The sequence below is a fragment of the Xylophilus sp. GOD-11R genome (genome assembly GCF_033546935.1).
Taxonomy (GTDB): Bacteria; Pseudomonadota; Gammaproteobacteria; order Burkholderiales; family Burkholderiaceae_C; genus Xylophilus.
This window is the reverse complement of record NZ_CP137854.1, coordinates 2,668,296-2,681,118: the sequence shown is the minus strand read 5'-3', so window position 1 is coordinate 2,681,118 and position 12,823 is coordinate 2,668,296. Positions and strand designations below refer to the sequence as shown.

The 12,823-nt window shown below is 68.0% G+C and carries 9 protein-coding genes; 2 read left to right on the top strand and 7 right to left on the bottom strand.

The genetic code is table 11. The features are described from left to right. Positions 1–4: 4 nt before the first annotated feature. From R9X41_RS12620 to R9X41_RS12595, 6 genes are all read right to left on the bottom strand, one after another. Positions 5–1,399: a carbohydrate porin gene (locus R9X41_RS12620; RefSeq protein ID WP_318630812.1), complete on the bottom strand. Its 1,395-nt coding sequence runs from the start codon at positions 1,397–1,399 to the stop codon at positions 5–7. A 126-nt stretch (positions 1,400–1,525) separates the two neighbouring features. After that, complete coding sequence (locus R9X41_RS12615; RefSeq protein ID WP_318630811.1) at positions 1,526–3,094, bottom strand: tripartite tricarboxylate transporter permease; 1,569 nt, start codon at positions 3,092–3,094, stop codon at positions 1,526–1,528. Between the two features lie 4 nt (positions 3,095–3,098). After that, positions 3,099–3,575: a tripartite tricarboxylate transporter TctB family protein gene (locus tag R9X41_RS12610; RefSeq protein WP_318630810.1), complete on the bottom strand. Its 477-nt coding sequence runs from the start codon at positions 3,573–3,575 to the stop codon at positions 3,099–3,101. A gap of 129 nt (positions 3,576–3,704) precedes the next feature. After that, positions 3,705–5,255 carry a sensor histidine kinase gene (locus R9X41_RS12605; RefSeq protein ID WP_318630809.1) on the bottom strand — a complete coding sequence of 517 codons (1,551 nt, stop codon included), beginning with the start codon at positions 5,253–5,255 and terminating at the stop codon, positions 3,705–3,707. After that, the gene (locus R9X41_RS12600; RefSeq protein ID WP_318630808.1) at positions 5,233–5,928 is read right to left on the bottom strand and encodes a response regulator; all 696 of its coding nucleotides are present in this window, start codon (positions 5,926–5,928) and stop codon (positions 5,233–5,235) included. Before R9X41_RS12600 ends, R9X41_RS12605 begins: the two co-directional genes overlap by 23 nt. A gap of 14 nt (positions 5,929–5,942) precedes the next feature. After that, positions 5,943–7,421, bottom strand: coding sequence for an NAD-dependent succinate-semialdehyde dehydrogenase (locus tag R9X41_RS12595; RefSeq protein WP_318630807.1), 1,479 nt, complete (start codon positions 7,419–7,421; stop codon positions 5,943–5,945). Between the two features lie 181 nt (positions 7,422–7,602). Between R9X41_RS12595 and R9X41_RS12590 the strand changes: the two genes are divergently transcribed. After that, complete coding sequence (locus R9X41_RS12590; protein WP_318630806.1) at positions 7,603–8,757, top strand: zinc-dependent alcohol dehydrogenase family protein; 1,155 nt, start codon at positions 7,603–7,605, stop codon at positions 8,755–8,757. 118 nt (positions 8,758–8,875) lie between these two features. Beyond that, a complete protein-coding gene (gene alaS / locus R9X41_RS12585) occupies positions 8,876–11,509 on the top strand; it encodes an alanine--tRNA ligase (RefSeq protein WP_318630805.1) in 2,634 nt (877 codons plus the stop codon). A 97-nt stretch (positions 11,510–11,606) separates the two neighbouring features. Here the strand turns inward: alaS and R9X41_RS12580 are convergent, their stop codons facing one another. Then, positions 11,607–12,635: a GGDEF domain-containing protein gene (locus R9X41_RS12580; RefSeq protein ID WP_318635216.1), complete on the bottom strand. Its 1,029-nt coding sequence runs from the start codon at positions 12,633–12,635 to the stop codon at positions 11,607–11,609. Positions 12,636–12,823 lie beyond the last annotated feature (188 nt).

Genomic DNA, 12,823 nt, shown 5'->3' with positions numbered 1-12,823 from the left:
CTGCTCAGAACTCGGTGTGCAGCCGCAGGGAGACCACGCGCACCGGCCCGCGGTCGGCGTTGTAGGCCGGGTTGCGGATGTGCTGAAAGCCGAGCGTGAGCGCGTTCTCGAGCTTCTTTAAGTTGGGCAGGGCGATGCGGTAGAAAACCTCGCCGATGGTCTCGGGCTTGTAGCGCAGCCGGCCGTCGCCGACGAAGAATCCGCTGCCGCCGGCGGCCAGGTAGTCGCGGTGCTCGGGCGAGAGCCCGTTCTGCGCCACCGCGATGCCGAAGGTGTCCTTGGCGCGGCCCCAGCGGCCGCCTTGGACGACGGCGCCGACGGACATCGAACGGTCGATCTCGGCGAAGGCATAGGTTTCGGACTTGCCGTCGTTGCGCGCCAGCCGGCCGAATACGCCGATGCCGTCGGCGACTTCCTGCTCCAGGTTGATGCCCGCGCCGGTCTTGACCCGCCGCTCGCGCACCGGGGCCACGGCTGGCGTGGTGCCGTTGGCCGAGGCGTAGTCGAGGGCGTCCTGAAAGCCCCCCATCACCGCCACGTTGCGGAAGGCCAGCAGACGCAGCGCGCCGGGGCGGCCCTGGGCCTGCCAGCGGCGTTCGAGCTCGACCTGGTCGCCGTAGTGGCGGAAGAACTGGTGGTCGAGCTTCAATCCGTTGGATTCGCGCGGCTGGATGCCGCGGCCGGCGCGCACGGTCCAGTCGTCGTCGTGGCGGTATTCGAGCACTACGCCCCAGGTGTAGCCGCGCGAGTCGGCCGCGAAGTCGTAGGCACCGTGGGTGAGGAAGGACCAGTTCAGGAACTGCGTGCGGGCGTCGTGCGCGTAGGCGCTGTTGTCGAAGATGTCGGACAGTGCGAAGTTGCCGGCCGTCAGCGTGACGCGCCGCTTGTCGTAACGGCTGGCGAGTTGGTTGGCGTCGCCTTCCACGAAGTCGCTGCCGCCGCCCAGGCCCCAGGTCTGACGCAAGAAGAGCCGTGCACGGTAGGCCAGGATGGAGGTGCCGGCGGTTTTCTGAAGCTCGCCGTTGGTCAGGCCGCCCAGGCCGGTGAGGCGCGACAGCGGCAGGCCCTGCACGGCTTCGGGGTTGAAGTACAGCTCGGTTTGCGGCGCGAGGCGCACGCCCAGGAAGGCGGTCGAGGTGAACGAATAGCTGCGCTCGCGTTCGGCCGACAGGCTGTTGGGGCCGGAGTAGGCGGCCGAGAACGAGGGCTTGCGCTGCGCGATGTAGGTGGCCTGCCCATGAACCGAGAAGTCCTCGATTTCCTCGGCTGCCTCGATCGGATCGTCGCTCGGCGCCGCATGCGCTGAAAACGCCAGGAACATCGAGGCGAGGACGCAGGGCAGGACCGACTTCGCGAACGGCGGGCGGACGGATGAGCGAAAGGCGTTGGAGCAGGGCATGGGCGGCGGAGTATAGGAGCCGCCCGTGCCCGCTTCGTGACGGTGTTGCGCCAATGAAAAAACGGCCGGCGTCCCAGAGGGAAGCCGGCCGCAACTTCGCGGAGCGAAGAGAGCTAAACCAGGGGCTCAGGTGGCCTGTTCGATCTGCCGCGCCGGCACGTGGGCGCTGGCCAGTACTTCTTCTCCCACCGATTCCTGCGGCTTGCCGCGCTTGCTGCCGCGCCAGGCCGACCAGGTCACGCCGATCAGCAGCAGGCAGCTGATGCCGATGAAGGTGGCGCTGATCGGGCGCTGCACGAAGATGGCCAGGTCGCCGCGAGACAGCAGCAAGGCGCGCCGGAAGTTCTCTTCGACCATCGGCCCGAGCACGAAGCCCAGCATGATCGGCGCGACCGAGAAATTGAGGTAGATGAGGATGGCGCCGATGACGCCGAAGGCCAGCACTTCCCAGATCTGGAACAGGTTGTTCTGCGTGCTGAACACGCCCACCGCGATGAAGAACATGGCCGAGGGGAACAGGTAGCGATAGGGCACCTGCAGCAGCTTCACCCACACGCCGATCATCGGCACGTTGAGCACGATGAGCAGGGCGTTGCCGATCCAGAAGCTGGCGATGAGGCCCCAGAAGATGTCCGGATGCTCGCTGATCAGCTGCGGGCCGGGCTGGATGCCCTGGATCATGAGCGCGCCGAGGATCAGCGCCATCACCGCGTCGCCGGGAATGCCCAGACTCATCGTCGGGATGAAGTCCACCTGTGTCTTGGAGTGCGAGGCCGCCTCGGGCGAGGCCACGCCGCCGATCATGCCGGTGCCGAACTTCTCCGGCGTCTTGCTGATCTTGCGTTCCAGCGCGTAGGCGATGAAGGTGGTGATGGTCGGGCCGGTGCCGGGCATGGCGCCGAAGACGGTGCCCACCGCGGTGCCGCGGATCATGGGCCAGATCGCCTGCTTGAGCTCGTCCATGCTCGGGCGCATGTCGCGAATCCGCAGGCTGGTGCCGCTGCTGATGATCTTCATGCGGTTCACGTTGAGCAGGAAGTCGGCCACGCCGAACAGGCCCATGGCGATGGCGACGAGTTCGAGGCCGTCGCTGAGCTCCGGCACGTCGAACGAGAAACGGAAGGCGCCGGAGTTGACGTCGGTGCCGACGCAGCCGCAGAGCAGGCCGAAGAGCGTCATGGCCACGCCCTTGAGCGGCGATCCGCGCGACATGGTGGAGCCGGCCAGCAGGCCCAGCAGCATGATCGAGAAGATCTCGGTCGGCCCGAACTTGAAGGCCACTTCGGTCAGCAGCGGCGAGGCGAACACCATCACCAGGATGCCGACCGAGGCGGCGAAGAAGGAGCTGATCATGGTGATGCCCAACGCCGTGCCGCCCTTGCCGGCCTTGGTCAGCGGATAGCCGTCCAGGCAGGTCACCGCGTGCGGCGGATGCGAGGGCAGGTTCAGCAGGATCGCGCCGATGGCGCCGCCGTATTGCGAGCCGTAGAAAATGCCCGCCAGCATCAGGATGGCCGGCACCGGATGCATCGCATAGGTGAGCGGCAGCAGGATCGAGATGGCCGACAGTGCACCCATGCCTGGCAGCACGCCGATGAGGTTGCCCACCAGCACGCCGAAGAAGGACCACATCAGGTTGGTGCCCTGGAAGGCGACGCCGAACCCGAACCAGAGATCGTGGAGCGATTGCGACATGGCTTCAGGCTCCCCACTTGATCAACGGGAGCTGCAGTTGCAGCGCCCACCAGAACACGACGGTGGCGATCACCATCATGGCCACCGACAGCACGAAAGCCTGCAGCACGGTGTTGCTGCGGTCGCCCAGCGCCGAGATGAAGACGATGGCGAAGGTGGCCGGCAGCAGTCCGCAGTAGTTGCCCAGCAGCAGGAAGGCCAGGGTGCCGAGCACGATGCAGACGCCACCGCGCAGGTCGGGCAGGCCGGTGGGATGGTGGCCGCCGGCCTCTTGCGCCGGGGCCGGGCCGCGCGCGGAGATCGCGATCAGCAGGCCCGAGAGCGCCAGCAGCGCACCGACGGCACAGGGAAAGAAGCCCGGCCCCATGCGCTGGAGCGTGCCGAGCTTGTACTGCACGCTGGCGTACACGGCGGCCAGGCCGATGACGACCATCAGCGCACCGCCGTAGTAGTCCTTGTTGAAGTGTGGGGAAGGTTTCATGGGCTGTCTCCTGCAGGCTGCGAAGGGGGCCCGGCAAGGGACCCGCGAGTCGGCGGCGAGTCTAGGAAACGAGCCTTCCAATCGGCTTCCGAAGCGCGGTGGGAGCCGCGAATCTGTCAAAAATACGTGTTATTGCGGATGCCGGGCCGGTGTTGCGCTCAGGGGAAACACCAGTCGCGCCACCAGGCCCGGACAGCCGGGCGGGGGGTCGGCGAAGACGATGTCGCCGCCGTTGCGCCGTGCGTAGGCGCGCGCGATGGCCAGTCCCAGCCCGGCGCCGCCTTTGGGCGCGCCGGGTGCGGGCGGGCTGCGGTTGAAGCGCTGGAAGACCGCTTCGCGCCGCTCGGCGGGCAGGCCGGGGCCGCTGTCGGCGACCTCGGCCAGCAGCGTGCCGGCCTCACGCCGCACCGCCACGTCGATGTGTCCGTCGCGCGGCGTGTGGCGGATGGCGTTGTGCAGCAGGTTGGCCAGGGCCTCGTGCAGCTCGCCGGGTTCGGCAGCGAGTGGCGCGACGGGCGATGGGTCGGTGGATTCGTCTTCGACCTCGCCGCGCAGATCGCTCCAGCCCAGGTCGATGTGCTTCTCGCGCGCCAGCGGCAGGTACTGCAGCACCACCTCGCGGGCCACGGCATTCAGGTCGGCGACAGGCGGCGACACTTGCGGCGCGGCCCGGCTCGCATGGGCCATGGCGAGCAACTGGTCGGACAGACGCCGGCTGCGCTCGAGCTGCCCGGCGATCGCCGCCAGGCTCTCGCGCATGCTGCCGGGCTCGTCCTGTCGCAGGGCATAGCCGGCCTGCGTCGTCATGATGGCCAGCGGCGTGCGCAGCTGATGCGAGGCGTCGGCCAGAAAACCCGCTTGTCGCTCGAGCACGGCGCGGTGGTCGGCGATGTGGTGGTTGACCGCATCGACCAGCGGTGCCACTTCGCCAGGCACCGCGCCGGCTTCCAGCGGCCGCAGGTCGTGCGCCGGCCGCGCACGCAGCGCGGCGCGCAGGCGCTGCAGCGGACGCAGCGCCAGGGCGATGCCCAGCCACACCAGCACGACGGTCACCGCCAGCATGCGCAGGCCCTGCAGGATCTCGGTGCGCAGCAGGGCCTGGCGGGCGGCGTTGCGGCGGCCGGTGCTTTCGGCCGCCCGGATCGACACCTGCCAGCCGCGGCCCAGGCCGTCGTAGGCGCGCCGCTGCAAGGCCGCGATGCGCACCGGGTAGCCCCGGTAGTCGGCGTTGTAGAAGGCGATGCGCGCGTCGGGTGCGCTGCCCAGCGTCAGCGGCGCCGGCTCGCCTGGCGGGCCTGGCGGCGGGGCGGGCAGGTCGCCGGTGCCGAACAGCGTCTGCGGCGGTGGCGCGCCCGGGTCGTCGGGCCGCTCGGGCGTCGCCAGCACCTGCAGGTGCTTGTGCCGCGCGTCGAGCGACTCGAACATCGCCTGGATCGCATACGGCTCGCTCAGCACCAGCCCGCCGTCGCGGTCGTTGACGATGGCGATGTCGAGCGCGCCGATGGCCTCGAGCAGGGATTCGTCGTAGGCCGATTCGAGCGTACGCGCCATGGCGCGGTAGTCGGTCCAGCTGTCGAAGGCCAGCAGCGCGGCCAGGCCCGGCAGCAGCAGGAGCAGCAGCTGGGTGCGGATGCCGGTGCGCCAGGAACGCCGCGTGTCAGTCGCGCCGTTCGGCGGCATGGCCTGCTGCGCTTTCGAGCATGTAGCCCAGGCCGCGCACGGTGACGATGGTCACGTCGCTGTCGGCCAGCTTTCGGCGCAGGCGGTGCAGCACTAGCTCGATGGCGTCGGGGCCGACGCTGCTGTCCTGCGGAAAGACCTTGTCCGAGAGCTGCGACTTGCCGACCGGCGAGCCGGCGCGCATCAGCAAGGCAGTGAGCGCAGCGTGCTCGCGTGGCGTGAGCTGCAGCAGCTCGCCGGCCAGGGTGAAGGCATGGCTTTCGCTGTCGTAGAGCAGCGAGGCGCATTGCAGCTTGGGGTGCTGGCGGCCATGGGCGCGCCGCACCAGCGCCAGCAGGCGGGCTTCGAGTTCCTCGATGGCGAAGGGCTTGGCCATGAAGTCGTCGGCGCCGAGGTTCAGGCCGCGCACCCTGTCGGGTAGAGCGCCCTGGGCGGTCAGCACCAGCACCGGCACCGCGTGGCCGCCGTTGCGCAGCTCCGACAGCACCGAAAAACCATGCTTGTCGGGCAGGCCGAGGTCGAGCACCACCGCGTCGTAGGCGGTGCCCACCGACAGCAGGGCTTCGGCGGTGCGGGCGTCGGGCGCGTGGTCGGTGACGAAGCCGCTCTGCTTGAGCGCTCGCTGCAGCCACGCGGCCATCTCTTCCTCGTCTTCGACCAGCAGGATGCGCATCTCTTTTCTGCAGCCTACTTCTGGATATCCCCCAGGCAGAGGTACTTCAGCTCCAGGTAGTCCTCGATGCCATGGTGCGAACCCTCGCGGCCCAGGCCCGACTGCTTGACGCCGCCGAACGGCACGTGCTCGGTGGCGATCACCCCGGCGTTGATGCCCACCATGCCGTACTCCAGCGCCTCGGCCACGCGGAAGATGCGGCCCACGTCGCGGCTGTAGAAATAGCTCGCCAGCCCGAACTCGGTGTCGTTGGCCGCGTCGATCGCTTCCTGCTCGGCCTTGAAACGGAACACCGGCGCGAACGGCCCGAAGGTCTCCTCGCGGGCGCACAGCATGTCGGGCGAGGCATCGGCCACGACCGTCGGCTGGAAGAACTGGCCTTCCAGCTTCTGGCCGCCGGCGGTGATGCGGCCACCCTTGGCCAGCGCGTCGTCCAGGTGCTTTTGCACCTTGGTGACGGCCGCCGGCTCGATCAGCGGGCCCTGCACCACGCCCTCGTCGAAACCGTTGCCGACCTTCAGCGCCTTGACCTTGGCCGAGAACTTCTCGACGAAGGCGTCGTACACGCCGTCCTGCACATAAAGCCGGTTGGCGCACACGCAGGTCTGGCCGGCGTTGCGGTACTTGCTGGCGATGGCGCCCTCGACGGCCGAGTCCAGGTCGGCGTCGTCGAACACGATGAAGGGCGCGTTGCCGCCGAGCTCCAGGCTCATCTTCTTGACCGTCGGCGCGCTCTGCGCCATCAGGATGCGGCCCACTTCGGTGGAGCCGGTGAAGCTGATGTGGCGCACCACGTCGGAGGCACAGAGCGCCTTGCCAACGGCGATCGAGTTGTCGCTGTCGGCCGTCAGCAGGTTGAGCACGCCCTTCGGAATGCCGGCGCGCACGGCCAGCTCGGCGGCGGCCAGCGCGGTCAGCGGTGTGAGCTCGGCGGGCTTGATGATCACCGGGCAGCCGGCGGCCAGCGCCGGGGCGACCTTGCGGGTGATCATGGCCAGCGGAAAGTTCCACGGCGTGATGGCCGCGCAAACGCCCACGGGTTGCTTCAACACCATCAGGCGACGGTTGTTGTCGAACTGCGGCAGGGTCTCGCCGTTGACACGCTTGGCTTCTTCGGCGAACCACTCGACGAAGCTGGCGGCGTAGGTGACCTCGCCCTTGGCTTCGGCAAAAGGCTTGCCCTGTTCGGCCGTCATGATGCGGCCCAGGTCTTCGGCGTTGGCCATGAGCAGCTCATACCACTTGAGCAGGATGGCGTGGCGCTGCTTGCCGGTCTGGGCGCGCCAGGCGGGCCAGGCGGCGTTGGCCGCGCTGATCGCGTATTCGGCGTCGGCGGCACCCAGGTTGGGCACGTCGGCGAGCTTGCGGCCCGTGGCCGGGTCGTTCACGTCGAAGCGGGACGAGCCCTTGATCCATTGCCCATCGACCAGGGCGTCGGTCTTGAGCAGCGAAGGGTCCTTGAGCAGGGCGAGGGGAGAGGTCTTCATGTCCATGGTGCTTGGTCCTTGGGAACGTTGTCGACACGCCTGCCGCGGGCAGGCCAGCCGCGAATTCTCGCACTGTCGGCTCGGTGATTGCCCTGCGCGGGAAAGCCCTCTGGACGCGTTTTGGCCGACAGGCTCGAATGCTGGTTTTCCCAGTGAGCGACTGCAAACTTGGCGTCGTAGAACCATCATGAAAATACGCGCAGCCGTGCTGGCACAGACCGGAGTTCCCAAACCCTACGGCAAAAGCCTGCCCTTGCAGATCACCGAGGTCGACCTCGCGCCGCCGGGTCCGGGCGAGGTGTTGCTGAAGATCCTGGCGGCCGGGCTCTGCCATTCCGACCTGTCGGTGATCTCGGGCGACCGGCCACGTCCCACGCCGATGGTGCTGGGCCATGAATCCTGCGGTGAAGTCGTCGAATGCGGCGCAGGCGTGACCGATATGCGCGTGGGCGACCGGGTGGTGCTGGTCTTCATGCCGAGCTGCGGCACCTGCGAGCCCTGCGCCGAAGGGCGGCCGGCACTGTGCGAGCCGGGTGCCGACGCCAACGGTGCCGGCCAGCTGCTCGGCGGCCAACGGCGACTGTCGCGCGGCGACCTGCCCGTGCACCACCACCTGGGCGTGAGCTGTTTTGCCGAGCATGCGGTCGTGTCGCGCCGCTCCTGCGTGAAGATCGACTCGACCATCGGCGACGCCGAGGCCGCGCTGTTCGGCTGCGCGGTGCTGACGGGCGTGGGCGCGGTGGTCAATACGGCAAAGCTGCGGGCCGGCGCGCGTGCGGCGGTGCTGGGCCTGGGCGGCGTGGGTTTCAGCGCGCTGCTGGCGGCGGTGGCGGCGGGCGCGCGCGACGTGGTGGCGATCGACCTCGATCCGGCCAAGCTCTCGCTGGCGCGTCGGCTGGGTGCCACCACCACGCTCAACGCGACCGATCCGGCGGCGGCCGAGGCGGTGCGCGACATCACCCATGGCGGCGTCGATTTCGCGTTCGAGATGGCCGGCGCCATACCTGCGATGGAGCTGGCCTGGAAGATCACCCGGCGCGGCGGCACCACCATCAGCGCGGGCCTGCCCCATCCAGCGTTGCGCTTTGCGCTGCCGCCGGTGCAGCTGGTGGGCGAGGAGCGCACGCTGCGCGGCAGCTACATCGGATCGGCGGTGCCGGTGCGCGACATCCCGCGCTATATCGACCTCTACCAGCGCGGCAAATTGCCGATCGACCGTCTGATGGGCGAGCGCATTCCGCTCGACGACATCAACCGCGGTTTCGACCGCCTGGCCTCCGGTCACTCGCTGCGCGATCTGGTGGTGCCCGGCACCTCGGCGCAGGCCCGGCCTGCCCGCTAAAATCGCGTGTTACGTCCGACACTTGCGAAGACCGCTTTCGGCCCGCATGTGCTGTTCGCAGGGGCCGCGCCATCAGGGCGCCGGCCACCCGGACGCCCGCCATTCCATCGCCGCCACCATGACGCTTCCCACGACACCTCCCGCCACCGTCGCCGAGATCCGCAAGACCTTTCTCGATTTCTTCGCCGCCAAGGGCCACACGGTGGTGGCGTCGAGCTCGCTGGTGCCGGGCAACGACCCCACGCTGATGTTCACCAACTCGGGCATGGTGCAGTTCAAGGACGTGTTCCTGGGCAGCGACAAGCGCTCGTACAACCGCGCTACCTCGGTCCAGGCCTGCCTGCGTGCGGGCGGCAAGCACAACGATCTGGAGAACGTCGGCTATACCGCGCGTCACCACACCTTCTTTGAGATGCTGGGCAACTGGAGCTTCGGCGACTACTTCAAGCGCGAGTCGCTGCAGTGGGCCTGGGAGCTGCTGACCCAGGTCTACAAGCTGCCCGCCGAACGCCTGCTGGCCACCGTCTATGAAGAAGACGACGAGGCCTACGACATCTGGACCAAGGAGATCGGCCTGCCGCCCGAGCGGGTCATCCGCATCGGCGACAACAAGGGTGGCCGCTACAAGTCCGACAACTTCTGGATGATGGCCGACACCGGCCCCTGCGGTCCCTGCTCGGAGATTTTCTACGACCACGGCCCGCACATCCCCGGCGGCCCGCCCGGCAGCCCTGACGAAGACGGCGACCGCTTCATCGAGATCTGGAACAACGTGTTCATGCAGTTCGACATGGCCGAGGACGGCAGCGTCACCCGGCTGCCGGCGCCCTGCGTCGACACCGGCATGGGCCTGGAGCGCCTCGCGGCCATCCTGCAGCATGTGCACAGCAACTACGAGATCGACATCTTCGCCGCGCTGATCCGCGCCGCGTCGCGCGAGACCGGCTGCACCGACCTCGAGAACAAGAGCCTGCGTGTGATCGCCGACCACATCCGCGCCACCGCCTTCCTGGTGGCCGACGGCGTGGTGCCGAGCAACGAAGGCCGCGGCTACGTGCAGCGCCGCATCGTGCGCCGTGCCATCCGCCACGGCTACAAGCTCGGCCAGAAGAAGCCCTTCTTCCACAAGCTGGTGCCCGACCTGGTCGCGCTGATGGGCGAGGCCTATCCGAAGCTGCAGGCCGACCTGCAGCGCATTTCCGACATCCTCAAGACCGAGGAAGAGCGCTTCTTCGAGACGCTCGCCAACGGCATGGAGATCCTCGACGCGGCCCTGGCCGGCGGCCAGCAGGTGCTGCCGGGCGAGGTCGCCTTCAAGCTGCACGACACCTTCGGTTTTCCGCTGGATCTCTCGGCCGACGTCTGCCGTGAACGCGGCGTGGGCGTCGACGAAGAAGGCTTCAAGGCGGCCATGGAACGCCAGAAGGCGGCCGGCCGCGCGGCGGGCAAGTTCCGCATGGACCGCGCACTCGACTACACCGGCGCCGGCAACCTGTTCACCGGCTACGAAATGCTGGAAGAGGCCGCCGCCGTGGTCGCGCTCTACCACGAGGGCACGCCGGTGCCGCAGCTCACCGAGGGCCAGGCCGGCATCGTGGTGCTCGACACCACGCCCTTCTACGCCGAGAGCGGCGGCCAGGTCGGCGACCAGGGCCAGCTCGCCGCCGAAGGCGTGCTCTTCGGTGTGGCCGACACGCAGAAGATCAAGTCCGACGTGTTCGGCCACCACGGCACCCAGACCCAGGGCACGCTGAAGGTGGGCGACAAGGTCACGGCCCGCGTCGACGCCGCCCTGCGCGCCGCCACCCAGCGCAACCACAGCGTCACCCACCTCATGCACAAGGCGTTGCGCGAGGTTTTGGGCACGCACGTGCAGCAGAAGGGTTCGCTGGTCAATGCCGATCGCACCCGTTTCGACTTCGCGCATACCCAGGCGGTGACCGACGCGCAGATTCGCGAGATCGAATCACGGGTCAATGCCGAGATCCTGGCCAACGAGGCCACCAACGCCCGGCAGATGGACATCGAGTCGGCCCAGAAGACCGGCGCGATGATGCTGTTCGGAGAGAAGTACGGCGAGACGGTGCGGGTGCTCGACATCGGCTCCAGCCGCGAGCTCTGCGGCGGCACCCATGTCGGCCGCACCGGCGACATCGGTTTGTTCAAGGTGGTGGGCGAGAGCGGCGTGGCCGCCGGCGTGCGCCGTATCGAGGCGGTGACCGGCGCCAATGCGCTGGCCTACCTGCAGCAGCTCGAATCGACGGTGCAGACAGTGGCAACCACGTTAAACACCCCAACTGCTGAAATTGCAATTAGGGCGAATTGGGCTGTGAACCACATCCGCTTGCTCGAAAAAGAAGTCGCCGCACTCAAGGGCAAGCTGGCGTCGTCTCAGGGCGACGAGCTGCTGGCGCAGGCGATCGACGTGGGCGGCCTCAAGGTGCTGGCCGCCCAGCTGCCGGGCGCCGACGCCAAGGTGTTGCGCGACACGCTCGACAAACTCAAGAACAAGCTCAAGACCGCTGCCATCGTGCTGGCCTCCACCGAAGGCGGCAAGGTGCAGATCGCCGCGGGTGTCACCGCCGACAGCGTGGGCAGGGTGAAGGCTGGCGAGCTGGTGAACTTCGTCGCCCAGCAGGTGGGCGGCAAGGGCGGTGGCAAGGCCGACATGGCCATGGCCGGTGGCACCGATGCGGCCGGTCTGCCGGCCGCGCTGCAGTCGGTGCAGGGCTGGGTGGCCGAGCGGGTTTGATACCGGCGAATGCGGCCGGTCCGCCCCAACAAGGAAAAACCGGCGGTGCTCGCAAGAGGCCGCCGGTTTTTTCTTGCTCGATCGCCGCGATCGGGGCCTAGAAGAGCTCCACGTCGTCGTGCGCCACGTCGGCCGCCTGGAGCTGGCCGCCCTTCATCAGTTCCTCGTAATAGCAGACCTGGTTGCGGCCGTTTTCCTTGGCGTGGTAGAGCGCCTGGTCGGCGTGGCCCATGATTTCGACCGGCGCGCCGTAGCCGACGATGGTGAAGCCCACGCTGACGGTGACCCGGCCCACCTGCGGAAAGGCGAACTGCTCGATGTTGGTGCGGAAGCGGTTGAAGATGAGGCGCGCCTGCTCCAGCGTCGCCTGGCGCAGCAACACCACGAATTCCTCACCGCCGAAACGGAAGATGCGGTCCTGGCTGCGGAAGGACGACTTGAGCAGGTTGGCGACCAGGATCAGCACCTCGTCGCCGTAGACATGGCCGAAGCGGTCGTTGACCTGCTTGAAGTGGTCGATGTCCACGACGGCCAGCCAGTGCGATTCGACATCGTCTTCCGGTCGCGTGGTACTGGTGGCGTCGCGCGTGTGGCGCGAGAACTGCTCGTCGAAGGTCTTGCGGTTGAAGAGGCCGGTGAGGGCGTCGCGCTCGCTGTAGTCGAGCAGGCTCTGGTAGTTGCGGTAGACCTCGACGATGCCGTTGATCACGTCCAGCGTCTGCGCGCTGTAGGCGCTGTCGTTGGAGATTTCCAGGCAGGACACCACGCGGTCGTCGAGCCGCACCGGCAGCCAGAGGCGGTAGCTGCCGTCGGCATAGGTGTACTGGATGCTGCTGGAACGCTGCTCGAGTCCTTGCATGAGTTCGGTGTGGCTGGCCAGCGGCGGGCAGGCGCTGTCTGGCACCGGGACGGCGTCGGGCGCCACCATTTCGCCGTCGACCAGCAGCAGGCAGGGGCGGACGTAGGTCACGTCCTTGACGAGGAAGAACTCCAGCTTGCGCACCTGCCGCATGCCGACCAGGTGCCGCAGGGCGGAGATGACCGAGTACTCCAGGCGCGTGTGGTCGCGGTGGCCGGTGATCTCGACGAGGTGTTGGAGGATCGGGGACGGGTTATTTGGTGTCATCAGCGGCGATGCAATGTCGGTGCGCGCCAAGCGATCGGTGTCGTAGTCGGCTAGCGTCATGCACTTTGCGTACCTGCTTTGGGGTTGCCTAACACTCACGTTTGCGAATGAATCGCAGATGATCGCATGCGCATTTGGAAGGCGGCAAGTTTGCGCATGCCTACTCTCGTGGTGGGGCGCACCGCCCC

What these genes read in the sequence shown, in the direction of transcription:
- R9X41_RS12620 (WP_318630812.1), bottom strand. Translation starts at nt 1,399, where the DNA reads ATGCCCTGCTCCAACGCCTTTCGCTCATCCGTCCGCCCGCCGTTCGCG.
- R9X41_RS12615 (WP_318630811.1), bottom strand. Translation starts at nt 3,094, where the DNA reads ATGTCGCAATCGCTCCACGATCTCTGGTTCGGGTTCGGCGTCGCCTTC.
- R9X41_RS12610 (WP_318630810.1), bottom strand. Translation starts at nt 3,575, where the DNA reads ATGAAACCTTCCCCACACTTCAACAAGGACTACTACGGCGGTGCGCTG.
- R9X41_RS12605 (WP_318630809.1), bottom strand. Translation starts at nt 5,255, where the DNA reads ATGCCGCCGAACGGCGCGACTGACACGCGGCGTTCCTGGCGCACCGGC.
- R9X41_RS12600 (WP_318630808.1), bottom strand. Translation starts at nt 5,928, where the DNA reads ATGCGCATCCTGCTGGTCGAAGACGAGGAAGAGATGGCCGCGTGGCTG.
- R9X41_RS12595 (WP_318630807.1), bottom strand. Translation starts at nt 7,421, where the DNA reads ATGGACATGAAGACCTCTCCCCTCGCCCTGCTCAAGGACCCTTCGCTG.
- R9X41_RS12590 (WP_318630806.1), top strand. Translation starts at nt 7,603, where the DNA reads ATGAAAATACGCGCAGCCGTGCTGGCACAGACCGGAGTTCCCAAACCC.
- alaS (WP_318630805.1), top strand. Translation starts at nt 8,876, where the DNA reads ATGACGCTTCCCACGACACCTCCCGCCACCGTCGCCGAGATCCGCAAG.
- R9X41_RS12580 (WP_318635216.1), bottom strand. Translation starts at nt 12,635, where the DNA reads ATGACACCAAATAACCCGTCCCCGATCCTCCAACACCTCGTCGAGATC.